This is a genomic window from Pedobacter steynii, assembly GCF_001721645.1.
In the GTDB taxonomy this organism is placed as follows: Bacteria; Bacteroidota; Bacteroidia; order Sphingobacteriales; family Sphingobacteriaceae; genus Pedobacter; species Pedobacter steynii_A.
Genome location: NZ_CP017141.1, coordinates 3,379,631 through 3,406,026 on the forward strand (window position 1 = coordinate 3,379,631; position 26,396 = coordinate 3,406,026).

Here is a 26,396-nt window from a genome sequence, read left to right on the forward strand (position 1 = left end):
TGTATTTATGGTAACTCCTTAGGAGTCACGTTCCATTCCTGTTCATTTATTATAGAAGCCGATTTTCCTCCACGTCCCTGGCTATCAAAGGTACGGAACCTGATGAGGCCCTTAGCGGAGATTGGACCGGTATATAAAGGACTTTTGGCTGTTGGTTCTGTTTGATCAATGGTATAGCGGACTTTCAGGCCGGGAAACTGATTGTTTAAATGTACTTTTCCGTCTTTTATCACTGCACCGGAGGTAGGAAGCCTGTAGTGGAGTTCTCCAAAGGCAGCGTCAATCCTCGGAAGTTCTTTTTTCCCGAGGGTATTGGCAAAACGGGCCCATGCCTGGTTGTACATCGCTTTTCTTTTAGTAGAATCAGGTTCGTTTGCCCATTCCGGATCTTTAGCCCATGCTCTTTCTGCGAGGCCCAATAGCTTCGGCATGATCATGTACTCCAGGTTTTTCGGGCCTTTAATGGTTTCGCTCCATAGCAGCCCCTGCAGGCCCACAACATTAGCCTTTCCCTTTTCAGTTAAGCGTTCTTTTGTATCATAAAAGCCAGGTTTCAGTGTATTGCCAAACTTATCTGTATTGGAATTGAGGAAGGAATTGAAGGGGATGAAGTTAAATGCTTTATCGATATCGGCATATTCACCCCAGTAATAACCTGGTTCTTCAAATGATTTCTGATAAGCCATGTCGAAGTAAAAATTGCTTACGCCGCCAAGGATCACTTTGTACCCGGTATTAGCAAGTCTGTAAGCCAGGTCTTCGGCACCCCAGCCTATGATGTTGTTCCATACATTCAGGTGGATATTTTTATCGCCCATTGCCGGATTGATCACATAAGATTTCTTTCCATCTGCAAGAACAGGCTGCATACCCACCTCCTCCCAACCAGAAAGGTATAAATTTCTGCTTTTCAGAATGCGGTCTATATTGCCATAAAAATAAGCCCAAAGACCGTTTACGTCTTTTAGTTCCGGACGTTCTTTGACCAGGTTTAAGCTGTTTGGAGAGCCTTCCCATGCACCATCAGGTACTTCATCTCCTCCAAAATGGATAGTTTGTAAGGGGGCGCCTGCTGCTTTGTACATCGCGATGATTTCATCACTGATCTTTTCTATAAAGTTATAGGTGGAAGGTAGGGATACATCCATTACATTGTCATTCCAGTTCTGTACAGAACGGTAGCTGGAGCGGTCATTAAGGTCGTGCAACAAATAACGTTTTGCTTCTGCTGTTTTGCCTTCTTTCATCAGCCTGTTATAACGGGCATGCATGGAGCGGATGGCTGCCCTTGCGTGTCCGGGAGCTTCTATCTCCGGGATTACCCGGATGTGACGTGCTTTTGCATACTTTAAAATCTCCATAAAATCTGCTTTGCTGTAATGACCCGTTCCATGGTGTTCATTTAAAAAAGGTCCCGAACCAAAAGAAGGGGGTAAGTGATTGAGCGTGCTGTCAGAAAAATGCCCTCTTCTGGAGCCTACCGAGGTTAATTCAGGGAGACCCTGAATTTCCAATCTCCAGCCCTCATCATCATTCAGGTGGAAATGCAGGACATTTAGTTTGTACATGCCCATCAGGTCAAGAACTTTTAAAATCTCTTCTTTCGTTTGAAAGTTTCTGGCAACGTCTATCATCAGTCCTCTGAAATGAAAGCGGGGTTGATCGGTTATTGAAGCATTCTGTATTTTAAGGGAAGAAATTTTTACCCCTCTTTTTTGCAGGGGAAAAGTGCTAAGTAAAGATTGAATGCCATAAAAAATGCCCGCCTGCTCCGAAGCGCTAATCAGGATCTGTCGGCTGTTGATTTCCAGTTGATAAGCTTCTGCTCCCAGCGATTTATCCAGCATTAACCGAATTGATTTTCCTGTCGGAGCTCCTTTGATCGGGCTTAGTAGCCGGTTTAATTTCTGCTGAAGGAAGTTGCTTTCAGCAGCAAAAGCTGGATCGGCAGTAATTTTTACACTCTGGTTTAGAATGAATTCTCCTGGTTTATCCTGGTATTGCAAAGGGCTGGGAAAGATCTTTTGCAAATCTTTCTCGGGGATATCTATACTGTTTTTATTTTGCTCATAAATAATCTGAGGGGTAATAGGAGGAACACGGTCCTGTTGATTCCTGGCATATTGTGCCGGACGTGTCGAAGGAATAGCTTTCACATTTTGGATGGGAACCGGCCGGTTTGGAGCATCATCATAAATCATATAAAAGCCTTCCGGCGCATCGGTAAAGTTGACTGCCCAGTCTTTGGAAGCAAATTCAATATTGGCAGATGTACCGTTATGAATCGACTTGAATTTTTCTGTTGGACGGATGTAGTATAAATCTCCGTTAACATGGACGATCTTCACATTTTCTGTAACTGTTTCCTGAACAATCCTTCTGGCAAAGTTAAAGTACAGTTTCCAGTTCTTATTAGATAAGGCTAAAGGGGCGTTGTTCTGAATGTTCAAACTAGAGAGGAATTGGCCTCCGCCAGCGTGGCTATTCTCTATTATTTGCCAATTAATTGCAATGTTTTTTGCATTATTGGCGTCTTTTTTTACTTGTGCAGTAGAAATCAGTCCCAATAAGAGCATTGGCAATTGAAAGAGTAATCGTCTCATGTTTACATATTAAAGTAGCCTAAGGTAGTTTTATTATAATTAATTTGCAATAGGAATAACCTGTTGTTAATAATTTAAAATCATGCGATGAAAATTAATATTTTAATCCTTATGTTTGAAATATGCAATTTATTGCAAAAAATATGCAACCAAATAAATAAACTGTATGATTTCCCGGAATGTGATGAATAAAAGAACCCTGTTGCTTCTATTGATTTTACTGTTGTTTGCAAATTCTGCTTTACTTGCTCAGCAGGTTTCATTTTCTGTCGTCCCGGAACCATATTACATCAAACAGGGTAATGGTGGGCTGAGTATAACTGATCGGACAACAATTGCTTATTCTGATGAACTGAAAGCCAGTGCGGAGCTGTTGAATGAGGCAGTTCTTTCTTATGCCGGATTCGCACTTGCTGTAAATACCCAATCCCCGGCAAACCAGATTGTATTAAAACTGGATTCTATCACTGTGAAAGAAAAGGAGGGATATCATTTGGTCATCAATGACCGTCAGATTCTGATCAAAGGGCATGACCAAGCGGGTGTATTTTACGGCATACAGTCTTTAATGCAATTGTGGAAACCCCATGACAAAACTTCGTTGCGCGTGGAAAAAGGAGAAATCAGGGATTATCCACGTTTTAATTATCGGGGGATGCACCTGGATGTGGGCAGGCATATGTATTCAATTGCGTTCCTTAAAAAGTTTATCGATTTGCTGGCCCTTTATAAGTTTAACGTCTTTCACTGGCATCTTACTGAGGATCAGGGCTGGCGTATAGAAATAAAGAAATATCCGAAACTGCAGTCGGTATCTGCCTGGAGAGATGGAACGATTATCGGCCATAAAAAGGAAACTCCCCATACTTTTGACGGGCTAAGGTATGGAGGTTATTATACACAGGAGGAGGTCAGGGAAGTGGTGCGTTATGCTTCGTCAAAACATGTCAACATACTTCCTGAAATTGAAATGCCCGGTCATGCTTTAGCCGCGCTTACAGCATATCCGCAATTGGGATGCACTGGAGGACCTTACAAAACTGCTCAGTTTTGGGGGGTGTTTGATGATGTTTTTTGTGCTGGTAATGAGGATACCTATCAATTTATGGAAGATGTCCTGGATGAGGTGGTTAGTCTTTTTCCTTATGCCTATGTGCATATTGGGGGTGATGAATGTCCGAAGTTAAAATGGAAAAAATGTCCGAAATGCCAGCAAAAGATCAAGGAAAACGGACTTAAGGATGAACATGAGCTGCAGGGGTATTTCATGAAGCGGATAGAAAAATATCTGGGTACTAAAAATAAAAAAGCAGTAGGTTGGGATGAAGTGCTGGAAGGTGGAGTTTCTAAAAATACAACCATTATGAACTGGCGTGGGGAACAAAGTGGCATTGCTGCAGCCAAAGAAAATTATGAGGTCATTATGACTCCGGAGAATATGCTTTATTTCGACTATTATCAGTCGTTGGATAAAAATGAGCCTGTTGCTGCAGGAAATTACACCCCTTTATCCAAGGTTTACGGATATGAACCGATTCCGGATTCTTTAAGTTCTGAACAGGCCGGTTATATCAAAGGGGTTCAGGGTGGCATCTGGACAGAATATATGAAAGATGAAAAACACCTGGAGTACATGGTGTTTCCACGCGCTTTGGCTTTGTCAGAAATTGCCTGGTCAGATAAAAGGGAAAAGGACTATCCCTGGTTTCTGAAAAAGCTAAGGTATCATGAGGGTTTTATGAAGCGAACGAAGCTGAATTATTATCCTTATTTTGATGAAATCATTGCTGAAATGAAATCTGGTGCTAATGGAAATTCTTATTTGACTTTAAAAACGACATTGCCGAAAGCACAGATCAGGTATACGCTTGATGGTTCGGTCCCTCATGCAAAGAGTAAACTATACCAGGGGCCGGTCCTGATGAATCGTTCCATGACCCTAAAAGCAGGATTGTTTGTGGGAACAAGGCGTTCGGGAAGGATTTTTAATCAGGATTTTCAACATCATGCCGGATTGGGGAAAAAGATTAGTCTGAGTTATGCTCCGGCAGGTAAATACAGTTTTTCGGCGGGATTGCTTCTTAACGGGCTGGAGGGCCATCATCGTTTTAATGACTCACAATGGCTGGGATTTAGTGGAGAGAATCTGGAAGCACTTATTGACCTGGGTGCCCTGAGGCCTGTTTCCAGAATTGGGCTGAATGTACTCAATTACCATTGGCAGAGAATGTGGGCACCGAAGAAACTTAATTTTTTGATATCTGCAGATGGGAAAACATTTAAGGAGATTTATACCGGAGGAAATTTCGATATTAATGGCATTAATAAAATACGCAAGGAGTTTCCTTCAGAAAACATCCGGTATGTTAAAATACTGGGAGAAAATGTGGGCAGAATTCCTATTGGAGAATATGGAGAAGGAGAAAAGGCCTGGCTGATGGCAGATGAAATCATTATAAACTAAGAATCCATGACTTTACTTATCGTTGTAGGCTGCATTCTGCTACTCGTTTTACTCACCACCTGGGGCAAGATCAATGCTTTTATTGCTTTTCTTTTTGTTTCTATTCTCGCCGGTTTATTACTAGGTGTTCCTTTAACAGGCATTACCAAATCTGTGCAAAAGGGAGTAGGAGACATCCTGGGTTCCTTAATTATTGTCATTGTGTTTGGGGCAATGTTGGGTAAACTCGTTGCTGCAAGCGGAGCGGCACAGAAGATCGCTGCAGTGATGATGAAAATCTTTGGGCGTAAATACATTCAGTGGGGATTAATGACGACAGGCTTTATCATTGGTATTCCACTATTCTACAATGTTGGTTTTGTACTCATGGTGCCCCTGATTTTTTCCGTGGTTTACAAATACAAACTGCCGGCAGTATATCTTGGGCTTCCGATGCTGGCCGCTTTATCGGTTACGCATGGCTTTCTGCCTCCGCATCCTTCCCCTGCAGCTTTGGTACTGCAGTTTCATGCGAACATGGGATTAACAATGTTTTATGGCATTATGCTGGCCATTCCTGCCATCATCATTGCCGGACCAATTTATTCCAAAACCTTAAAAGGTATTGTTGTCGTGCCGCTTAAAACATTTCAATCTGACGATCTTCCTGAGGAACAATTACCTGGAACCTGGAACAGTTTCATCTCGGCATTGCTGCCGGTGATTGTCATGGCATTAACCACTGTCTGCGTGTTGATCTTTAAGGATAATCCTTCTGTGACAAGTTTTGCAGGCTTCCTTGCTGAACCTTCTATCGTGATGTTCCTTACTTTATGTCTGACCACCTTTACCCTCGGAATAAAAATGGGGAAGAGTATGAAGGAGGTGATGTCCATCTATGGGGATGCGGTAAAAGATATTGCCATGATCCTGCTTATTATTGGTGGGTCAGGAGCTTTAAAACAGGTGCTTTCCGACAGCGGGGTGAGTAAAGAGATTGGGGATGTTTTAGCCGGCTTATCTATTGAGCCCTTATTTCTGGGCTGGTTGATTGCTGCTGTAATCCGGGTGTGTCTGGGCTCTGCAACTGTAGCTGGCTTAACTGCTGCAGGAATTATTGCGCCGTTGATGATCAACTCCAATGTGAATCCGGAGCTGATGGTGCTTTCCATAGGAGCCGGTAGCCTAATGTTTTCTCATGTTAATGACCCCGGATTCTGGATGTTTAAAGAGTATTTTAACCTCGGAATTAAAGATACGATACGGTCCTGGTCTATCATGGAAACATTGGTAGCTGTGGTAGGGTTGGTAGGTGTGTTGATTTTAAACCAGTTTGTGTAAAGAATACTGATATGAACCATAGAATTTTTCGCGACCTAATCATGACTTTTCTGATGGTCGCCGTATTTGGATTTTCTCAAGCTCAGGTACTTCCTTCATCAGGTGCCACTTTACAGAAAAATACCTGGACTGCGAGGCAGCTGATGAAGCCTGAGGCCCTGGTTAAAATGATCCGTGCCGGCCAGAAAATCAAGATCTATAATATTGGTGTCGTTCAGGATATTAAAGGAGCAGTCAACATGGGGGCTGGCAGTGAAAAAGAAAACCTGAAAAGATTTGCAAAAGCGTTAAAAGGAATCCCTTCAAATACAGCCCTGGTTGTTTATTGTGGCTGCTGCCCGATGGATAAATGTCCGAACATCAGGCCCGCATTTCAGTTGTTGAATGACCTGAAATTTAAGAACGCACGGCTGTTGGAACTCCCTGTAAATGTTAAGACGGATTGGATTGATAAGGGGTATCCTTTAGCTGGAAGTACAAAGTAAGAACTTTACATAACCACCAGATAAAGACCAGTATATAGGAAGTTACGAGAAAAGCAATCAGGTAAAAAGGCCAGATGAAACCGGTAGGAATGATGAAAAGGAAGATTTCCAGCAAGAAAACCTGAATGAGATACCTGAGGTATTGCAGGGTATTGGTGGTTTGATGTGTTTCTTTATTGCTGAGGAAGAAGCTGAAAAGATTACATAAAGTATAACCAAGTGCATTCGCATACCAGTATTTCAATTGAAGTGTTTCCAGAGCTGCAAACATTTGAGAGAGACAGAACAAAGCAAGAAACTGTGGGATGTAGTGCCAGTAAGATAGCGTCTTTGTTTTTTTTGTCTGCTCCTGTTTCATCCATTCCTGAGCAATCAGGAGCATGGTCAGGATTAAAAACAGTAAACGAAAAAAGGAAAGAGAGGTTAGAAAGCCGGATAACGTACTTCCGGAACTGATGATATCAAGATCAGCAGGAGTCTTTAAGGCCAGTTGAAAAAAGCTCAACCCAATCACAGTACCGTACATCGCCTGTATAAATACAGGCATTTTCTCTTTCCTACTCCTCATGTATGTGTTGTTTTTTGTTTCCCCCTTAGGAGTCTGCAAAATTACATTAATTGCAAAACAGTTCCAAATCAATAAGTTGCATGGGAATTTTGGATTTACCGGTAGTAACTTCTAAAAAATATCACATAGGATAAAAGAAGGTTGACAGGAATCAGGAACCATATCCATTGAAACATGATGATCCAGAAGAATAGAATAAACAGGCCAAAAACCAAGGGTAGGTAACGATTCATTTGTAGTCCCAGCCAATGGAGTAAACTACGAAATAATAAGGTAACACTTAACATCAGCATAAAAAGGCCCGCTGCTGTTGCCGGGCCAAAACGGATGAACAGCCAGGTTCCTTCGGGTAACAAAAGTAAAAAATATAGCAGGACGAGTTGTACATATAGCCTGTTTCGCGAATAGGGGAGGTTTTTGGAGAAGATCAGGTATGTCTGTTCAAAGCGCTGCCCTTGATAGATCAGAAAAGTGTGGGCAATTGTAACTCCCAGTATGGCTATTCCAGCAGTACGGAGGTCATTTTTAACATCGGCAAAAACCAACAGCACTCCGGACAGAATTGCCCAGCAAAGAACTTTGGTAATCAGGTAGGTCAACTTTTTCCGGTGGATGATATCATAAAGGAATAAGATGGAAAATGGCTTCTTCCAGGTGTTGGTTAGTTTATTCAATATCACTGAATCTTCCTTCCTCATCATGCGGTTCATGAGCTGAAGATAGATCAAAGCACTGCCGGCATTTAAAATCAGAAGGTAAATGATGATGAGCGCCGGAATAAGGTAGTGACCGTAGATGATCCCGGCAATAATGGTAAACAAGCCATAAACCATTAAGGGTATCGAGATGAACAACTGGGCCATAAACCAGCTTTTAAATTGCTTTGTCCTGCTGAGCGCAGTACTGCTGTAAAACAGGAACTGATGTTGGTCTGCCTGTAATTGTGTGGTAATGTACTGCCAGCTTTTGATGGTATAGATCAGCCAGACCGTAAAGACCAGGATCATCATTATTGGTGCGCTTGCAAAGCTGAGCAGAAAAATGATATTGAATACCAATGCTTTTTCCGGGGTGATGGTGCCAGCGGTAAGGATAAAAAAACAATAACTGAAAACGGCTACAAACAAGAACAGTAACATTCCCGAATGAACGCGAAAGAATCCTCTTGAAAAAGTTTTGATCAGCAACTGTGTTAATGGTCCGGCCATCAGCAACTTGTTTTTAAGGTCCGGTTTTCGACTTGTAATACCTGCGCTTTGGAAAGGCTTTCATGTTCCAGTGCCTGATGGGAAGCCAATAGAAAATTTGTTCCGGCTTTTTGATGCTTTTCTATAATCCATTGGTAAAGCACCTGAAGTGATTCGCTATCTATTGTAATCAAAGGTTCATCCAGCAGGATCAGTTGAGGCGAACCCATAAATGCCAAAACCAGAGAAAGCTTTTTTAGCATTCCACTGGAGTAGGTACTTACCGGTTGCCGGATGTAATGTTGCATCTGCATGCTTTCCAGATAATACTGCTCCTGTCCGGCTAGGGCACCTTTAGCTGTGGCAAACAACTGCACCATTTCCTGTCCAGTCAGGAACTCTGGAAAGATGGGTTCGGCCTCCGCAAAATTAACCAGTTTCCGATAAGCTACACTTTGTTTTTTTAAATCGATATCCGGGCTGAGACTGATTTTGCCTTCAAAAGAAATGAGACCGGCAATGGCCTTCAAAAGGGTGCTTTTCCCCGATCCATTAGCTCCTTTCAGCCAATATATACCAGGGCGGAGTGTGAGTTTTTCAATTTCAAGCGCGAGGTATCCACTATACGATTTTTGGAATTTTTCGAAATGTAACATAAGGCTCTTGTTGCTAAATGAGAAACTACTCATTTAAGATCAGATTTGAGAGCACTTGTTACACGGCCGGTTGACTGTTAAGTTGTTGAGCCTTTCTTTTCTTCAGGATATACTTTAACACGATTATGGCGATCACTACAAAAATGATGAGGTTGAGGTAGCCCCAGAACACTGTTAGAGCCAGTATACCTAGCGAATAGGGAAGCCAGAGATAGATATTCTTAATGATTTCCCCGTAGTGATAAATACTGATCAGCAGGAAAGAGGAGATCAGAACTAATAGTATGAACGCAGAATTAAAATAATCTGTCAAAATGTCGAACCAGGCAGGCTGAATAACTTTTTCTGTGGTCTTAATGCCAAAAAAATTGCCTGTAGACTGCTCAATGAAAACGGAGACCTGTTTTCCCGATTTTAAGTCCGTTGCTTTGGGATGTGGTGCATACCACCACAATGGGTAGCTTTGTTGTAAGACCAATCCGCCCGGTTCCAGTTTTAATTTCAGCGTATGGTTGTTCTGATAATAAGCAATTCCGGTAATTGCGGTGTCGATTTTTCCTGTTGCCTGTTTATAAAAGAGATCAGGGAATCCTGCTTTGAGGAATCCAAAGAGGAAAGTGAAGGAAAATATTACGACTAATATTAACCCTGGCCAGCTTGTTTTATAAAATGATATTGCTTTTTTATACATTCATTTAACCCTTGTTAATGTACAAATCACACTATAGCTTAACACTACTAACAGTTTTAAGGTCAGAAAGTTCTGAACTTAGGTAAATATACAAAGATTTGGATGGTATCGTTAAATTCATACATTTGAATTAATCTAACCCGAACCCGTATGACCAAGCATTCACCCGACTTAAATAGCCTGATCAGTCATATTGCTTTATATGACAGCGAAAGCTCCTATGAGCAGCTTTTTAAGTGGTTATTTCCTTCTTTGTATCGCTTTAGCTTTTGTTTGCTAAAATCAAGAGAGCTGTCTGAGGAAGTGGCAAGTGATGTGATGATCAGTTTGTGGAAAAATCGTCAGAAATTGTTGGAAGTTGAAAATGTAAGGGTTTATGCATTTGTAATTGCCAGAAATCTTTCCTTAAATGCGTTGAGTAAACACGCCAGACAGGAACTCGTTTCTATAGATGACATTCAGGTGGAAGTCGCTCTGGACTCTTTGAACCCGGAGCAACTTCTGATTAATGGAGAATTGAAGAAAAAACTGGAGCAGGCTACCCAATCTTTACCCGGAAAATGCCAGTTGGTATTTAAGCTCATTAAAGAAGATGGTTTGAGCTACAAAGAAACGGCATCGATTTTAAACATCTCTGTAAAGACGGTAGATGCCCATCTGGTCACCGCTGTGAAGAAATTAACGACCATTTTGAAGATGGAATTTAACCTCATGTAATTTATTTTCATTTTTTTTCCATTTAGACTAGGGAGTTTTCTGAAAAATATTGTCCTATACAAACAACCAATATAAACTTCAGAACGAACCGTCCAAATGGATAGCAATAGAATAATAGAACTATTGGCCCGAAAAATGGCTAATGAAGCTACCTCGCGTGAGCTGGAAGAGCTAGATGAACTGATGGCTATCTATCCTGATTCCCTGTATTATGATGAAGTATTAAAAGAACTCTGGGCCAATTCTCCTAAAGAAAGGTTTTCAGATCAGGTACGTCTCCACCAATTATTTGAAAAGCATAAGTTGAAATTCGCAGAGGAATTTGATGCTAATGTGCAGGAAGAAGAAGCTCCTGTCGGCTGGTTTAAGAAATATGCCGGTGTTTTTGCTATAGCCTGTAGCCTGTTCCTGATTTGTATTGCTGCCTTATTTCAGCTGAATAAAAAAGACACTGATTTTGACACCGAGATTGTTAGTGGTAAAGGAATACGTAAAAAGATAAAACTTCCTGACGGTACATTAGTGTGGTTGAATGCAGAGAGTAAATTGTCTTATGACAATGACCTCAATCAAAAAGAAAAGCGATTGGTATACCTTATTGGAGAAGCCTTTTTTGATGTGGCCCATCAGAAAAACCGTCCTTTCATTGTGCGTACCAATCAGATTAGTGTGAAAGTTCTGGGAACCGCATTTAATGTGAAAGCTTACGACAAAGACCCTGTTTCTGAGGCAACCCTGCTTCGGGGATCCATCGAACTTTCTGTAAATAGCATGACTCAGCAAAAAATCCTCTTAAAACCATCTGAAAAATTTGCATTCAGAAACCATAAGAAGGAAAGATCTGAAGGAAAATCCGGATTTCAGAATGGTGATGATGTGACGTTAAAAATAGAGAATATAGCGCCAGTACGAATCGCTGGTCAGGATTATATTGAAGAAACCTCCTGGAAAGACGATCTGCTGGTTTTTAAAAACGAATCATTTGAGGATTTGAAACCTAAATTGGAACGTTGGTTTAATGTCCGGATCGAGATCGGTGGAAGTATTCCTAAATCTTATCGTTTTACAGGAATCTTTAAAAATGAAAACATCACAGAAGCCTTAACGGCTATGCAATTAATCAAACCTTTTCACTTTAAACTTAAAGCAGATGACATAATTATTTACTAAACAAAAAAGGGAGTAAATGCGCCAACATTTTCCCCCTTTTCCAAACCTAAGACGGTAGTTAAAACTACCATTATCAGATTTTTAACTTTGAAATTCACAAATCTATGAAAAAAAAAGGACTGTGCAATAAAGTTCTATATGCCGGCTTTTCCCGAAAAAAAATACTACTAATGTTAAACTGGAGCTTTGTTTTTTCGTTCCTCCTGTGCATACAGGTATCGGCAGCGACCTATTCACAAAATACAAAAGTGAATCTGGACCTCAGAAAAGTGAAATTAAAAGATGCCCTGACCATCCTCGGGCAAAAAGGTAATTTCAGACTGCTTTACAGTGAAGAAGATCTTCCTGCAGCGAAGAGCATTACCCTTATTGAAAAGGATATTCTCGTTTATGATGCACTTGCCATCTTTTTAAAAGGGACAGGGCTGAAATTTCAATCGCTGGAAGATAACCTGGTGGTGATACGATCACTCAATGCCCCCCTCGCGGATATATTGGTAAAAGGAACGGTCACGGATGCTAGTGGGGCCGCTGTTCCGGGAGCAAGTGTGAAGCTTAAAGGAGGCACCATAGCGAGTACTACCGATGCGGTCGGAAGATATAGCATCAAGGTCCCGGAAAATGGTGTCCTGGTGTTTTCTTATATCGGTTTTGTAAGTCAGGAGATCGGGGTAAATAACCAGACCCTGATCAATGTAAAACTGATGGAAAATAGTCAGGATTTATCAGAGATTGTAGTAGTGGGATACGGTACACAGAAGAAAGCTGTGGTTTCCGGGGCGGTGACCTCTGTAAAAGGAGCAGATCTTGCAAAAACACCAACTGCCAATCTATCCAATTCTCTGGCTGGAAGAATGCCTGGAGTAACTGCCATGCAATCTAGTGGTGAACCCGGATATGATGGTTCTTCAATTCGTATTCGTGGGGTCAATTCATTGGGAAACAGTGACGCCTTAATCGTTATTGATGGAGTGCCAAACAGGGCCGGAGGTTTGGAGCGTCTGAATCCGAATGATGTGGAAAGCGTATCGGTATTGAAGGACGCTTCTGCGGCTATTTATGGTTCCAGGGCTGCAAACGGGGTAATTTTGGTTACTACAAAACAAGGGAAATCAGGTAAACCACAATTTTCTTATGATTATGCTTACGGATTACAGCAGCCAACAAGAACCCCTAAAATGTCGAACTCGACTCAATATGCGGAGATCCTTAACGAGTTGAAAATCTTCGGTTCAGATTTGCCGGATGACCAATGGAGTGCGGCATGGCAGAGTTTCAAAGCCACCGGTGCTTATACCAGGACTGATAATGGAAATGTGCTTACTGCAGCTTTTCGTCCGGATGAGATGGAGAAATTCAGAAACGGATCAGACCCGCTGCGTTATCCGAATACCGACTGGTTCAACACTACGCTTAAAAACTGGTCGCCTCAGCAAAGACATAACCTTCAGATCAATGGGGGAGCGGAAAATATCAAATATCTGATTTCCATGGGCTACCTGGATCAGGATGGGTATTATAAGAAGTCGGCAACTGGTTATAAGCAGTACGATATGAGGATCAACCTCGAGGCTACATTAAATAAATACATCACCACCACATTAGGGGTAACTGCAAGGGAAGAGGTTAGGAATTTCCCGACTGTAGGTGCAGGAGATATCTTCAGGATGTTGATGCGCGGAAGACCAAACGAGGTAGAAGTATGGCCGAATGGGCTACCAGGGCCAGCAATTGAATTTGGTTATAATCCTTATGTAACGACTACAGACCTGACTGGTTATAATAAAGATAAAAGAGATTATTTCCAGACTACCGGTAAAGTAGAAATTAAAGTTCCAGGAGTTGAGGGCTTAAAGGTAACGGGTACAGCGTCTATTGATAAGTTTGCCGGCCGTCAAAAGAGATGGCAGACTCCATGGACTTTATACAGTTGGGATAAACAGACTTTTGAGGCTGATGGGGTAACGCCTAAGTTGGTAGGAGCGGTGAGTTCCGAACGTAAAGATGCAAGTCTGTCGGAAACAGCAGGTGATCAGCTGGCCATCAATCTGATGTCAATGGTCAATTATGATAAAAAGATAGGGGAACATGCTTTCGGTTTGATGGCAGGGATAACCAGTGAAAAAGTAAATAATGATGGTTTTTCTGCTTCACGCAGGTATTTCCTTTCTACTGCTTTGCAGGAACTGATTGCAGGAAGTGATAAGGAACAAACTGTGGGCAATCCTACAGATGCACCAAATAATTTGTTTAACAGGGCACGTCTGAGTTATTTCGGAAGATTGGGCTATAATTATAAAGAAAAATATCTTGCTGAATTTCTTTGGAGGGTAGATGGATCTTATATTTTTCCAGTCAATAAACGTTTCGGTTTCTTTCCGGGAATATCTCTCGGATGGCGTTTATCTGAAGAATCCTTCTTTAAAGAGCATGTAAAGTTTGTAAATAACCTGAAAATCAGGGGATCCTGGGGGCAAATGGGAGCAGAGGCGTATTTTGGTAATGCACTTGCAGAATATCAATATCTAAGTACCGTTGGTTTCGGCAGTTATGTGGCCAACGATCAGCTAAATGCAACTGTATTTGAAAACGGAGTTCCCAATCTGAACTTTGGATGGGAAGTAGCCAATAATACCAACGTTGGATTGGATGCCTCCTTTTTGAACAATAAACTAAGTCTGGAATTTGATTATTTTTATAATAAAAGAACTAAAATCCTGATTAAAAGAAATTCTGTTCCGGAGAGTTCCGGAATCACTGAAAAATTACCGCCGGTAAATCTGGGAAAAGTGAATAACAGTGGTTTTGAATTTAAGCTGGGCTATAATGACCAGGCGGGAGAATTTGGATATGGGATTAGTGTGAATGGTGGTTATGCTAAAAATAAAATTGTGTTCTGGGATGAAATTCCAGGTGCTCCGGAATGGCAACGCTCTACCGGAATGCCAACAGGTACAGAGCTTGCTTATGAGTTTGATGGTGTCTTCAGAAATAAAGCAGAAATCCAGTCTAACACGATTGATTATTCCGCAATCACTCCTAATTTATTGCCTGGAGATATGAAGTTTAAAGACACGAATGGAGATGGTAAAATCAATGCTGACGACCAGATCAGGATGGATAGAACGAGTACACCAACCTTTACTGGCGGATTGAACCTAAACCTTCAGTATAAGAATTTTGACCTGTCGGTATTGGTTCAGGGAGCTAGCGGAGGGATGCAAATTGTAGGATTAACAGAGTCGGGTGATATAGGAAACTTCCTGGAATGGTCTTATAAAAACCGCTGGACAATTGATAATCCGAGTTCAGAAAATCCCCGCCTGTCTAACCGTGGAAAAACTTACTATACCGATCTTAACAATGCGGCGAGAAATACGTATTGGTTTAGAAGTAATAACTATATCAGACTAAAAAATGTGGAGCTGGGCTATTCTTTATCAAACACTTTGAGTCAAAAGATGGCCATGAAAGCACTTCGGTTGTATGTGAGTGGATTGAACTTGTTTACCATGGATAAGATTAAAATCTGGGATCCGGAATCTACCAATTCCAGTGCGCAGTATTATCCACAGGCCAGAGTGATCAACGTAGGAGTGAAGGCTACTTTTTAACGAATCAAAACCACAGAATACAAAAAATATAGTTATGAAATCAACAATCAGAAATACATATATATTGGCAATTGCTATGATGGCTTTGCTTGCTGCGGGATGTAAAAAGGACTTTTTGTCTGTAGATCCACCTACCCAGATTCCTTCAGAACTCGTTTGGAAAGATGGTGCACTGGCAGACGCTTTTGTGCTGGATATTTATAACGGCTTGGGAGTGGGCGGGTTTTCCGAACAAATGCTGGCTTCAGTATCGGATGAATCTCTTTTTACCCATCCCAACAGGGGAATCGATCTGGTGAATTCCAGCACCATCAACCCTTCTACTTTAGGTTGGATAGATGATACCTGGCGATATTCAAAAATGTATAACAGGATCCGTTCCTGTAACATGACCATTGAGCGTTTAGCAGGTGGAGACAATGGCCTGACTGACCAGACCTTGAAAGACAGACTCCTTGGAGAAGCCTATTTCCTCAGAGCTTATTTTTATCATCAGTTATTGAGGTATTACGGAGGTGTTCCTCTCATCTCGAAGGTCTATGCGCTGACAGATAATTTTGACATCAAAAGATCGACTTACAAAGAATGTGTTGACTTTATTTTGAAAGACTGTGAGGAGGCAACCCGTTTGCTGACAGGTAAAGCTACACAAAAGGGAAGGACAAATGCCTTGGCCGTATTGGCCTTGAAATCCAGACAACTGATCTACGCGGCCAGTGATTTACACGACCAGCAAAAGGCACAGCAGAAATCCACACTTTTAACAGGACTAACTCCTGCTCAGGTGGCATTGCTCGCGTATGATGGCAGTGGAAAAACACAAATGCAGCGCTGGACTGATGCTCAGCTTGCAGCAAAAGCAGTAATGGATGCGGGAACGGGGTATAAATTCGGACTTTCTGCGCCGGTTTCTGTAGCAGATGGTCGTAATAATTATAAGAGTATCGCGATGGGTGGCGGAAGTAAGGCTCCTGGTATTGATGCTGCGGCAGCTTCAGAAATTATTTTCGGCAGGTATTTTATCGATCGTAGTGATATGCGATATGCGAGGGCTAATGGTCCCAATGGCTACCGCAACTGGGCAGGAAATACGCCGGTAGGATTGCTTGTGGACGACTATGAAATGGCCGATGGATCTAAATTCAGCTGGTCAAATCCAACTCAAAAAGCGGCACCATACAAAAACCGAGACCCTCGTTTTTATGCTACCGTATTGTATGACGGCGCAGGCTGGAAACCAAGAGATAAGGTTTCCGGAAACGTAGATCCGGCCAGTCAGATTCAGACCGGTGAATATGATCTGATCGATAATGGTAATACCATTACCTATAAAGGTCTGGACACACGATCAGGTCCTATTGAAAGCTGGAATGGTAGCTGGACAGGGTATTATACCCATAAATTCATCGATCCGGATCCGAATATTGTAGATGCTTCTATGCCTCAGTTTGTTCCATGGCCGTTTTTCAGGTATACGGAAGCGGTGATGAATTATATTGAAGCCAGCATCGAGATTGGTCAGACAACTGAAGCCCTGCTCTGGTTAAACAGGATTCGTTTCAGATCAGGAATGCCTGCCATTACGGCGACCGATCAGGCCAGTCTGAGGGATATTTATCGTCATGAACGCCGGATAGAAATGGTGTACGAAGAGCAACGCTATCATGATGCCCGCCGTTGGATGATTGCCCCGCAAACGCTTGGCCGTAAAACAACGTATATCAAAGTAACAGGGAAATTTAAACCAGGTAAAAGCCTGAGTAAGACTTACCGTTACGATACAGACATTTACAATTATACTTACACCCCAACAACCGAGACTGCTCAGGAGAACAGGGTATGGAACGATAAAATCTATTTCAGACCTTTCAGCAGGGATGAAATCAATAACAATAAAGAGCTGACCCAAAATCCGGGTTACTAAAAAGTACGCTCGCTTGTTTAATATCTGAAGACTGTGCCGGTTAACACACCGGTACGGTCTTTTTTACAAATACGGCGCCTATTTCCTCCTGTTTTCCCGGAATATGCGCTGGTTTTTCTAGCTTTGTTTGAAACAACAAAGAGATAGTAATGGAAGTCAGAAACTTAGAACCTCAGGAACTTTGGAATAATTTTGCAAACCTGAACGCAGTACCACGTGCTTCAAAAAAAGAAGAAAAGGTAATTGAATTCATGGTGAAATATGGTCATAGCTTAGGGCTGGAAACAGTTCAGGATGCAACCGGTAATGTGGTCATCAAAAAGCCGGCTACCGCGGGCATGGAAAACAGGCAGACGGTTATTATGCAATCTCACCTGGACATGGTTCATCAGAAAAATGGCGACAGCAATTTCAATTTTGAAACACAGGGAATTGATATGTTTGTGGATGGCGACTGGGTAAGGGCAAAAGGAACCACTCTGGGGGCTGATAATGGAATAGGAGTTGCAACGATTATGGCTATTTTAGCTTCTTCCACCATTGTGCATCCTGCTATCGAAGCCTTATTTACAATTGATGAGGAAACCGGAATGACCGGAGCAAAAGAACTGGATCCTTCCAATTTATCAGGAACGATATTGTTAAATCTGGATACGGAAGAGGATGATGAACTCACCATCGGCTGTGCAGGTGGTATTGATACAAACAGCATTTATAGCTATAAGCAGCAACCTGTAGCCAAAGACCGTCTGGCTTATCTGATTACCATCAAGGGCTTACTTGGCGGACATTCGGGTATGGACATTCATAAAGGCCGTGGAAATGCCAATAAACTAATGAACCGTCTGTTTTATGCTGGTCTCAAAGTATTGGATTTGCAATTGAGCACTGTAGATGGCGGAAGTTTAAGAAATGCTATCCCTCGCGAATCTAGAGCTGTGGTCTCTGTTCCTGTTGCTCAAAAAGAAGCTTTCCTTGCCTTCGTTACAGATTTTTCTAAACTATTGAAAGAAGAATACCAAAGCATAGAAGCGGCAATGAACATCAGTGCTGACGAAACTGAGCTTCCTGAATATGGCCTGGATAAAGGCGATTTTGTGAAAATTGTAAATGCAGTTTACGCACTTCCTAATGGCGTATTCAGAATGAGCCCCGATATTGAAGACCTGGTTGAGGCTTCTTCTAACCTGGCCAGGGTAATCATTAAAGGTGGTGAGTTCGTGACGCAATCCCTGCAGCGCAGTAGTGTAGAAAGTACAAAAGATGATGTAGCAAATGCAGTAGGAGCAGCTTTGGAAAATATGGGCTGCGATGTTTCCCGCAGTGGAGATTATCCGGGATGGAAACCAAATGCAGATTCTGATATCTTAAGGTTGATGACCAGCCTGTATAAAACAACATTCACGGAAGAACCTAATGTGAATGCTTGTCATGCCGGTTTAGAATGTGGCATTTTAGGAGCTCATCTTCCGGGAATAGACATGATCTCTTTTGGTCCTACCATTCATGGCGCGCACTCTCCGGACGAAAGTGTAAAAATATCTTCTGTACAAAAATACTGGGGGTATCTGCTAAAGGTATTACAGGAAATTCCTGTTAAGAAATAACAGACGTTGCCTGATTCTTCAGGCAACATTATAAATCATATACGCTTAACCTGAATTTTACAATGCAACCTTAGTTTTGCGCCATAAATATTTGGTTAGTATTTATAAGTTTAGGTTTAGTTGATGCAAGAGCCCCGATGGATGTCAGGGCTTTTGTCTTTATGGTTGGTTTGTAACTTTTAATACTCCTGGATGCTCTAATATGCTGAGCTTAAATCTGTTTATGTCTTCAGCTAATTCGAAAAATATGAAAGCCACCTTTATTTTAATCTTTATGAGTTTAAATGTCTTCGGTCAGCATCAGACGGAAGAGCAAAGAAGAGATATTACATTTTACAAAGCTACCAATAATTGGTTTCAAGCCTGGAAGTTAGTAAGCAAAGACATTTATCACATAGAAACAGTCAGGCCTGTTGACTTCATTTTTTTTGATGATAAATATGTGTATACCACAGATGCAGCCCTATTAAAAAAGGGGAAGCCGGTAAAGGGGCCTCATCTGATGAACCTATCTTTAAAGTGGAAAAAAGAACTACATCAGGGCCACGTCACGCTGCCCGACGAATCTGTGATACCCATTGGACTGATGTCTTTTGCTGCCGAAATTCCTAATAAACCCAACAGTTCCTTTTTTCTAATGCCTTTGCCGGATTTCTGGAAGAGTTCAGGTGTGGAAAGCAAGGAATTGGGGCTAGGGAATTTGGTTACCGGAGTATTTATTCATGAATTCTCTCATTCGCAACAAATGCAGAATTTTGGAAGAAAGATTACTGAATTTGAAAAGAAAAATAGTTTTCCTAAAGAATTTAACGATGATATTGTCCAGAATATCTTTCAAAAAGACACGGTTTACTTAAAAATGTATCAAAATGAAGTGGAGAAGATTTATCAATCTGTTCAAAACGGGACTTTAGATAAAATATTAGCCAATGAGGGATTGGGATTGATTAACCAAAGACAAAACAGCTATTTTGAAAAGCAATACGCAGACCTGAAGCAGATCGACGATTTTTTTCTTACTATGGAAGGACTTGGACAGTATTCTATGTACTTATGGTTAATCCATCCCATGGGTGCCGACATAGCACCGGAGATGGCAATTCAAGGAGTGAGACGTGGAAAAAAATGGTGGTCACAAGATGAGGGCCTGGCCCTGTTTCTGGTCCTGGATAAAATGGCAAAGCCGGAAAGCTGGGCTAAGGAAATGTTTGGTGACCAGGTAGAAAGTGTGGTCAGCCTGATCAGGCAGCAAATCAGATGAAAAACCGCTGAGGTTGACGGAGCGACCCGGTCAACGTCAGCGGTTTTTGGATTGAATTTTAAGGAACAGGTCTTATTTCTGCTTCGGTAAACTTCTGATCCATTCTTTGATTAATTCTACTCCTTCTTTATGAATAATGGTACGAGCGAGTTCTGGCATAGCTGTTCCAGGTTCTGTGCTGTTCATTCTGTATAATAGAATGGACTGCTCAGGTACCCCGGGAACAACGTCGTAGTCCATTCCTCCGGCTCCTCCGCCAGCAGAAACCGGTGCTTTCCTCATTCCCAGATGATCCGCATTGGTCTCCTGATAGTCCAAAAACAATCCGGTATTGTAAGCATCTCCACCTTTGGTATGACAATGAGCGCAGTTAACGTCCAGATATGCTCTGGCTCTTTGCTCAAGACTGTAATGTTTTTTATCTGTCCAGACCGGCAACTGATGTACTTTGCTCAGTTCCGGTAATCCGCTAAGTTTGCCTTTTGCAACCCATTGACTCAATTGGTTAACCGCCTGACCTGTTAAAGTGAAATTCAGGTTCCTTGCCTTGGGCCCTATAGGAATCAGCGTTCCGTCTTTGATATGGCACCTTTTGCAATCATTGGTATTTGGAACCTGATAATTGGTGAAATATTTTTTTCCGGTTTCGTCAAGTAGCGTAATCGGAATCCTCGCTCCGGTAATGTGTTTTACGGCCTCTGTCTGTTCTTTATTCCAGAGGTAGTTCATCACTTTCCATTTTTTGTCTTTTGGGTCTTTCACCAGCAGGCGGGTTTCAATCATCACTTTTTCATGTGCCGCATTGGTGTAGGCAAAGTTTTTAATGATGATACTGGAATCCGGAAAGTCTAAAGCCCCTTCTTCGGTGTATTTGATCGATTTTCCGGCTGGTAAAACTATAAAGCGATCTTTAATGGCATAATCGGTAAACAAAGGGGTACTCAGTTCATAATGGAAAATTCCATCAACCGGATTCAGCGAGGCAAGTTTTCCTTTGAAAAATCCGTAGTCAGAAAGCTTCTCTTTGAATTCGAAAGAACCCTGGCTTATGCCACTCTGTTGATTGGTTTTATTTTTGCAGCCTTGCTCCATCAGTAAGGAAAAAGTAGTGCTGAACAGGAGCAGGCTGCCCAAAAGGTAAGTCTTACGCATTTTTATTTGCATTGATATGGGCTAATGTTGGTATTTGGTTTCCAGTTTTCAGGTTTTGCGATGTTAAGGAAATCAGCGTTCACAAAAACATTGTCGCCGGGTTGGTTAATACAGATGGAGTCCGGATTTAATGCAGTCCCTTTGGTAAGGATATTACTGGTAATCCCATCATACATGATCCATGGAATCCGTTTATTCTTGCGTGTAGGTTCCAGTTTGTTCAACTGTGCTTCTGTGGCTACCAGTAGCTGACCAATGCGATGCTCATATGCAGGTTTAGGAAAAGCAGGTCCCATTGCGATGGTATTGTCATGGATCCTGATGTTTTTAGGAATAGGAGAGTAATTGGCGTTGATTTTTTCTCCTGCTTTTTCATCTACCGCAAACCCTGAAGCAATGGTAATGGACGAGGTATTGTTGTTAATGATCTTGTTGTTGTTGATCTCTATATCAGAAGCAGCCAGAATAATTATCCCACTTCCGGGAGATGCATTTCCTACTCCCCAGGTTGTTCCAAAGCTACCAGCCTTGGCAAAATTTCTGAAATTGTTATCGTGGATGTTATTGTTATAAACTTTCACATGACCACCTCGTTTAGAAAGGTCCGGAAGGTCAAAAATCAAGAAGCCTGCAGTATTATTGTAAAACTCATTGTCGTACACTTCTGCATTGGAGGTGTTTTCAATCTCGCAGCCAGCCACATTTTTTGCTGCCTTGCATTTCCTGACAATGGCGCTATCAGTCTGGCCAACATAAATTCCGGCATCAGATGAACCTTCAGTATAGCAATTTTCAATCAATACGTTTTTGCAGAGAACGGGGTAAATGGCATAACCACCACTGGTAGAATCTGCCTTGCTCCATACGGCATGGAGATTGGTTACTGTGACGTTCACACTTTTGTTGATTTTTAAAAGATCTCCTTTGGAATCCCGGATGGTCATGCCATCAATGGTAAAGCCTTTTACATCTGTTACCCGGATGCCTTCGCCGCCCTGAGTCTGACTGGAAAAATCCAGTACAGTCTTGTCATGGCCTTCTCCCTGAATGAGGATATGATTGACCTGAGCAATACTCAGGTTATCAAATTTATAGTTCCCTGCTTTAAGCAAAATGCTGGTGCTGTCCTTTAAAGATAGGAAAGCTTCTGCAATTTTAGCCTCTTCGCCAGGTTTAAAACTGAGGACTGTAGTGTATGTTTTTTGATCTGTTTTGGTGGTACAGGAACTCAGAATACCGATAATCAGTAGTAAGAGAAGTGCTGTAGTGATGGACTGTTTCATATTTGGTTAGTTTTTTTGGTGATTAAAAGATATTGTAGGCATAGGTGACATAATACACCGCTCCGATGTTAGGATTGGCAATCCCTGTTGTATAGTATTGATTGGTAATGTTCGTTGCACCGATTCTGATTCCTGAACGTGCTTTAATTAGTTTGTAACTGATCTGAGCATCAATAACAGTGGAACTAGGTACCTGTCCTTCGGCCAGGCCTCCGGAAACAACATAAAAATAGCCGGGTTTATAGCGGAGGCCGGTACTGAACGACCATTCTTGTTTTTTACCAAAACCACTGTTTCCAAACTCCATATTGATGTGATAATCCGGAGTGTTGAAGTTGTTTACCTGACTGTTATTTTTATTCTTGATATGGTCTGAAAAGTAATTGATTTTAGTAAGGAAATTATGGCCCAGATCCACGCTGACACTGGCTGCATAACCGTAAGTATTGACCATTTGCCCTCCGTTAAAGGCAATGTTGTATTGGATATAGGTGCTGTGGTCTTTAAATGCATTCACATCATTTGTACCTGGTGTATTGGCAACATTTGCATAGCCAATAAAGTTTTTCCAGGTAGAAAAATAACCCAATACATCAAAGATTACACGTTTTCCAATCAGTGCAGCATAGCCTAGTTCAAATGCATTAACAGATTGTGGTTTAATGTCACTGTATTGGAATTTCTGAAGCACTCCTGCGTCGCCTGTTTGCTGGTATTTGCTGACACTTTCCAGGGTGTAAGGTGGATATTTATCGAACTGATAATTGTCGTTCAACAAAAGGGAAGATCCTCCTGATGAAAAGCTGTTGTAGCCATTGAGTGTGTTTTGCAGTGCCTGAATATTGGAAGGAAAGCTATAGGCATTCTGATAAGAAAACCGGATGAAGTTTTCCTTAACGGCCTCAAATACCAGGGATGCTCTTGAGGTTACTTTGGGCGAGGAGAATAATGTGTTTTTATCGTAACGGAAAGAACTGCTGATGTTTAGCTTGTCGTCTGCAATTTTTTTTGCCAGCTGAACATAGGCACTGTATTCTTTAACGTTAATCGGTTTATTTTTATCTGGAAATAAAGTGTTTTTGCTATTTAAACTGTATAGACGCCAGTTTACACCCGCGATCACACTCATGAATTTTACCTGCTCTGAAAAATTATACTGGGCCTCTGCATTGTATAATTTACTCCGGTCAAGAAATAAAGTTCCTCCTTCGGAAATCGGGGTATTGGTAATGCTGTCTTTCAGGCGGTTAAATAATGGGCTGCCCAGCTCTGCACGCCCCTGATCTGCAAACGCTCGGGCGGCAAGATGTGCTTCATTTAATGCTGTTCCTCCCGCAAGCGAAGTGATTAGGCCATATGTATATTCAGGGTACCAGCCTCCGGTACCACCATCGTAACTTGTTTTCCAGGATTCATTAATGTATTGTGCGGTAGGTCCTGCAACAATCGTGCGGCCGGAATTTTCCTGAGTGGTATAAGTGCGGACAAACCACTTGTCGCTTTTAAGTTCCATTTTGTACTGCCCTACTTTAAAACCTTTCAGCTGGTACCTGGTATCGTTGGTATAGACAATGTTACCTGTCCCGTAAGTCCCGGATATGAGTGCTTCAAGTTTTGGATTGATTTTATAGCGCAGTTCTGCATTTACTTTAAAAAGCTTCGCTTTATTATCCAGATAGCCGTATTCAGGATAACCAGTTCTTGCCACATAATTGGGTTTGCCGATTAAAGGTTCAATAATAGGGGCAAGCGAAGGATCGCCTGCTAGAGCCGCCTCCAGAAAAGGATTGATATCCGTGGAAGTGGCACCTCCGTAATAGTTAACTCCGTTATAGTTGGGGTCAGTCAGGCTGCTTCCTGATCCATTTTTGTTACTGGCATCATTGGCAACCCAGTCCTTTGCCTGGGTATATTGAGCGTTGATTTTAAAAGCGAATTTCTCATTGATCTGCTTTGCATAACGAATGGTCCAATCATAATAAGGGGAGGTAGAAACGGGATCATTGTTGTTTTTGTTGTTCAGGTGGTTGGCGCCCTGCGTAACCAAAACACTTAATCCCTGGTATTTAAAAGGATCTTTGCCAGACATGATCATTGTTCCATTCAGGCCTCGGGAGCCATATAATGCGGATGAGGCGCCGGAGAGCATTTCTATGTTATCGACATCCAGTTGAGTTAAACTGATAGAAGAGCCTAAAGGAAAGTTAAGTCCTGGTGCCTGGTTGTCCATTCCATCCACAATCTGCGTGAAATTGGTATTTCCACTGGTATTAAATCCTCTGGTAGAAATACTGGTAAAGCCGATGCTGGATACGGTTACATCTACTCCCTTTAAACCCTGGATCATATCCATATAGTTTAACTGAGGGGAATTGCTGATTTCTTTACTGCTGATCTGTTCGATAGTGACGGGGGAGGCCAGCTTTTTTTGTACGGTACGGCTGGCAGAAACGACAACCTCCTGTCCGAGTACAGATGCGGGCTCCAGACTGATTTCAATACTAGCGGAAAAACTTTGAACAGATACTTCTTTAGATTCGAAGCCTATAGAAGAAACGATCAGAGTAATGGGAAGCTTCTTAACTGTTTTCAATTGAAACCTTCCACGGTCATCAGAATAGGTACCTTCAGTTCCGTTTTTTACCCTTACAGATACCGCATATGCGGCTTCCTGTGTGGCGCTGTTCTTAATAGTTCCTTTGATTATATTTTGCGCCCTTAGCGAATCGGGCATACAGAAATAAAGAATCAGGCTAAGTAACATGACTTTGTTCATATTTGGTTTGGTTTAGGTTCGCAACAAAATTTTAAACAATAAAATAGCCTACTATCCCTTTAACCGCAATGAAACTAAGAGCGTATCGCTATTTTCTTATTCCTGTAAAGATCAGTGATACCAGAAATTTGATATCCTGAAGACTTTGTGTGTAATCAATTTCAGTTTCTCCTTTCAAAATCGCCTGTTGTTCCACACTGTGTTTTAAAGCATCGGTCAGGTTGATCAATACAGATGCGGTATTTTCCGGATCTGTCATCATCAGATTTTCTTCTTTTGCCGCCTTTTCGAGAAGCTGAGTCAGAAAGATCTTCTCTCTTTTCATCAGTGCATGGTACAATTCAAAAAAACGTGGCAGGATCTTATTGAGGGTATCTACCGATACCCGGTTCATATTGAGCACGTTTTTATAATAATTGAACCTCGACTCCAGATAAAAAGCAGTCCTGTTTTCTATTCCTTCTTTAAGTAAGGTGGTTGCCTGCAGGGAATTGATAAAATCTTCTCCCTCTTTGAGTGCCACTTCGATAAATATATCTTCCTTATTCTTATAGTAATAATATAATGATGCCTTATTGAGGCCAACGGCCTGCGCAATGTCATCCAGGGTAGTCTTATCGAGGCCAAATTTTGCAAAACACTGCATGGCGGATCTTCCTATCTTTTCCTTTACCAATTCTTTTTTACTCATATCCCTTCCTTAAAACTATAAACATATTTTCAATAATCCAAATGTTTTAACAAAACGTTTGAAAATTGAAAAAGCAAATGTTGATTCTTGTAAACTTAAGTATTTATTGGTTTTATTGCAGCGGTTGGTCTGCGATAGAAAACAGGCTACAGTGTTGAATGTAAAGTGTATTAACTGAATGCAGAAAAAGTTAATTTAAATATAACCTTTCAATAAAATTCAGACCA

General features: G+C 41.6%; 18 protein-coding genes. 9 read left to right on the plus strand and 9 right to left on the minus strand.

What is annotated here, in order from left to right:
- Positions 1 to 5: 5 nt before the first annotated feature.
- Complete coding sequence (locus tag BFS30_RS14155) at positions 6 to 2,603, minus strand: family 20 glycosylhydrolase (RefSeq protein ID WP_069379878.1); 2,598 nt, start codon at positions 2,601 to 2,603, stop codon at positions 6 to 8.
- A gap of 184 nt (positions 2,604 to 2,787) precedes the next feature.
- On the opposite strand from BFS30_RS14155, the gene BFS30_RS14160 reads away from it, so the two are divergent.
- From BFS30_RS14160 to BFS30_RS14170, 3 genes are read left to right on the plus strand one after another with little or no spacing between them, the layout of a single operon-like run.
- The gene (locus BFS30_RS14160; protein ID WP_069382443.1) at positions 2,788 to 5,067 is read left to right on the plus strand and encodes a family 20 glycosylhydrolase; all 2,280 of its coding nucleotides are present in this window, start codon (positions 2,788 to 2,790) and stop codon (positions 5,065 to 5,067) included.
- Positions 5,068 to 5,073: 6 nt separating this feature from the next.
- Entirely contained in the window at positions 5,074 to 6,387 is a 1,314-nt protein-coding gene (locus BFS30_RS14165) for a gluconate:H+ symporter (RefSeq protein ID WP_069379879.1), read from the plus strand.
- 11 nt (positions 6,388 to 6,398) lie between these two features.
- Positions 6,399 to 6,872, plus strand: a complete 474-nt coding sequence (locus BFS30_RS14170) for a hypothetical protein (protein ID WP_069379880.1) — start codon at positions 6,399 to 6,401, stop codon at positions 6,870 to 6,872.
- Here the strand turns inward: BFS30_RS14170 and BFS30_RS14175 are convergent.
- The 4 genes from BFS30_RS14175 to BFS30_RS14190 all read right to left on the minus strand — a co-directional run bounded on the left by BFS30_RS14175 (position 6,820) and on the right by BFS30_RS14190 (position 9,974).
- Entirely contained in the window at positions 6,820 to 7,440 is a 621-nt protein-coding gene (locus tag BFS30_RS14175) for a hypothetical protein (protein ID WP_069379881.1), read from the minus strand. The genes BFS30_RS14170 and BFS30_RS14175 overlap by 53 nt on opposite strands.
- 95 nt (positions 7,441 to 7,535) lie before the next feature.
- Complete coding sequence (locus BFS30_RS14180; RefSeq protein ID WP_069379882.1) at positions 7,536 to 8,648, minus strand: hypothetical protein; 1,113 nt, start codon at positions 8,646 to 8,648, stop codon at positions 7,536 to 7,538.
- Positions 8,648 to 9,283 (minus strand): ABC transporter ATP-binding protein, encoded by a 636-nt coding sequence (locus BFS30_RS14185; protein ID WP_069379883.1) that lies wholly within the window; start codon positions 9,281 to 9,283, stop codon positions 8,648 to 8,650. The genes BFS30_RS14180 and BFS30_RS14185 overlap by 1 nt, the downstream gene beginning before the upstream one ends.
- A gap of 58 nt (positions 9,284 to 9,341) precedes the next feature.
- Positions 9,342 to 9,974: a hypothetical protein gene (locus BFS30_RS14190; protein WP_069379884.1), complete on the minus strand. Its 633-nt coding sequence runs from the start codon at positions 9,972 to 9,974 to the stop codon at positions 9,342 to 9,344.
- Positions 9,975 to 10,124: 150 nt separating this feature from the next.
- Here BFS30_RS14190 and BFS30_RS14195 point away from each other — a divergent pair, with 150 nt between their 5' ends.
- From BFS30_RS14195 to BFS30_RS14220, 6 genes are all read left to right on the plus strand, one after another.
- Positions 10,125 to 10,691 carry an RNA polymerase sigma factor gene (locus BFS30_RS14195; RefSeq protein ID WP_069379885.1) on the plus strand — a complete coding sequence of 189 codons (567 nt, stop codon included), beginning with the start codon at positions 10,125 to 10,127 and terminating at the stop codon, positions 10,689 to 10,691.
- A gap of 96 nt (positions 10,692 to 10,787) precedes the next feature.
- Positions 10,788 to 11,861: a FecR family protein gene (locus BFS30_RS14200; RefSeq protein WP_083252050.1), complete on the plus strand. Its 1,074-nt coding sequence runs from the start codon at positions 10,788 to 10,790 to the stop codon at positions 11,859 to 11,861.
- Between the two features lie 170 nt (positions 11,862 to 12,031).
- Positions 12,032 to 15,475 carry a SusC/RagA family TonB-linked outer membrane protein gene (locus BFS30_RS14205; protein WP_157262920.1) on the plus strand — a complete coding sequence of 1,148 codons (3,444 nt, stop codon included), beginning with the start codon at positions 12,032 to 12,034 and terminating at the stop codon, positions 15,473 to 15,475.
- 34 nt (positions 15,476 to 15,509) lie between these two features.
- A complete protein-coding gene (locus tag BFS30_RS14210; RefSeq protein WP_069379887.1) occupies positions 15,510 to 17,399 on the plus strand; it encodes a RagB/SusD family nutrient uptake outer membrane protein in 1,890 nt (629 codons plus the stop codon).
- 149 nt (positions 17,400 to 17,548) lie between these two features.
- On the plus strand, positions 17,549 to 19,006 hold the full coding sequence (locus BFS30_RS14215; RefSeq protein ID WP_069379888.1) for an aminoacyl-histidine dipeptidase: 1,458 nt from the start codon (positions 17,549 to 17,551) through the stop codon (positions 19,004 to 19,006).
- Positions 19,007 to 19,253: 247 nt separating this feature from the next.
- Positions 19,254 to 20,267: a hypothetical protein gene (locus BFS30_RS14220; RefSeq protein ID WP_157262921.1), complete on the plus strand. Its 1,014-nt coding sequence runs from the start codon at positions 19,254 to 19,256 to the stop codon at positions 20,265 to 20,267.
- A 72-nt stretch (positions 20,268 to 20,339) separates the two neighbouring features.
- Here the strand turns inward: BFS30_RS14220 and BFS30_RS14225 are convergent, their stop codons facing one another.
- The 4 genes from BFS30_RS14225 to BFS30_RS14240 all read right to left on the minus strand — a co-directional run bounded on the left by BFS30_RS14225 (position 20,340) and on the right by BFS30_RS14240 (position 26,169).
- Positions 20,340 to 21,419 carry an SO2930 family diheme c-type cytochrome gene (locus BFS30_RS14225; RefSeq protein ID WP_069379890.1) on the minus strand — a complete coding sequence of 360 codons (1,080 nt, stop codon included), beginning with the start codon at positions 21,417 to 21,419 and terminating at the stop codon, positions 20,340 to 20,342.
- Between the two features lie 2 nt (positions 21,420 to 21,421).
- Positions 21,422 to 22,702 (minus strand): parallel beta-helix domain-containing protein, encoded by a 1,281-nt coding sequence (locus BFS30_RS14230; RefSeq protein WP_069379891.1) that lies wholly within the window; start codon positions 22,700 to 22,702, stop codon positions 21,422 to 21,424.
- Positions 22,703 to 22,724: 22 nt separating this feature from the next.
- A complete protein-coding gene (locus BFS30_RS14235) occupies positions 22,725 to 25,478 on the minus strand; it encodes a TonB-dependent receptor (protein WP_069379892.1) in 2,754 nt (917 codons plus the stop codon).
- Positions 25,479 to 25,566: 88 nt separating this feature from the next.
- A complete protein-coding gene (locus BFS30_RS14240) occupies positions 25,567 to 26,169 on the minus strand; it encodes a TetR/AcrR family transcriptional regulator (RefSeq protein WP_069379893.1) in 603 nt (200 codons plus the stop codon).
- Positions 26,170 to 26,396: the final 227 nt, after the last annotated feature.

Coding starts and splice junctions, on each gene's coding strand:
- BFS30_RS14155 (WP_069379878.1), bottom strand. CDS start 2,603: ATGAGACGATTACTCTTTCAATTGCCAATGCTCTTATTGGGACTGATT.
- BFS30_RS14160 (WP_069382443.1), top strand. CDS start 2,788: ATGAATAAAAGAACCCTGTTGCTTCTATTGATTTTACTGTTGTTTGCA.
- BFS30_RS14165 (WP_069379879.1), top strand. CDS start 5,074: ATGACTTTACTTATCGTTGTAGGCTGCATTCTGCTACTCGTTTTACTC.
- BFS30_RS14170 (WP_069379880.1), top strand. CDS start 6,399: ATGAACCATAGAATTTTTCGCGACCTAATCATGACTTTTCTGATGGTC.
- BFS30_RS14175 (WP_069379881.1), bottom strand. CDS start 7,440: ATGAGGAGTAGGAAAGAGAAAATGCCTGTATTTATACAGGCGATGTAC.
- BFS30_RS14180 (WP_069379882.1), bottom strand. CDS start 8,648: ATGGCCGGACCATTAACACAGTTGCTGATCAAAACTTTTTCAAGAGGA.
- BFS30_RS14185 (WP_069379883.1), bottom strand. CDS start 9,283: ATGTTACATTTCGAAAAATTCCAAAAATCGTATAGTGGATACCTCGCG.
- BFS30_RS14190 (WP_069379884.1), bottom strand. CDS start 9,974: ATGTATAAAAAAGCAATATCATTTTATAAAACAAGCTGGCCAGGGTTA.
- BFS30_RS14195 (WP_069379885.1), top strand. CDS start 10,125: ATGACCAAGCATTCACCCGACTTAAATAGCCTGATCAGTCATATTGCT.
- BFS30_RS14200 (WP_083252050.1), top strand. CDS start 10,788: ATGGATAGCAATAGAATAATAGAACTATTGGCCCGAAAAATGGCTAAT.
- BFS30_RS14205 (WP_157262920.1), top strand. CDS start 12,032: ATGTTAAACTGGAGCTTTGTTTTTTCGTTCCTCCTGTGCATACAGGTA.
- BFS30_RS14210 (WP_069379887.1), top strand. CDS start 15,510: ATGAAATCAACAATCAGAAATACATATATATTGGCAATTGCTATGATG.
- BFS30_RS14215 (WP_069379888.1), top strand. CDS start 17,549: ATGGAAGTCAGAAACTTAGAACCTCAGGAACTTTGGAATAATTTTGCA.
- BFS30_RS14220 (WP_157262921.1), top strand. CDS start 19,254: ATGAAAGCCACCTTTATTTTAATCTTTATGAGTTTAAATGTCTTCGGT.
- BFS30_RS14225 (WP_069379890.1), bottom strand. CDS start 21,419: ATGCGTAAGACTTACCTTTTGGGCAGCCTGCTCCTGTTCAGCACTACT.
- BFS30_RS14230 (WP_069379891.1), bottom strand. CDS start 22,702: ATGAAACAGTCCATCACTACAGCACTTCTCTTACTACTGATTATCGGT.
- BFS30_RS14235 (WP_069379892.1), bottom strand. CDS start 25,478: ATGAACAAAGTCATGTTACTTAGCCTGATTCTTTATTTCTGTATGCCC.
- BFS30_RS14240 (WP_069379893.1), bottom strand. CDS start 26,169: ATGAGTAAAAAAGAATTGGTAAAGGAAAAGATAGGAAGATCCGCCATG.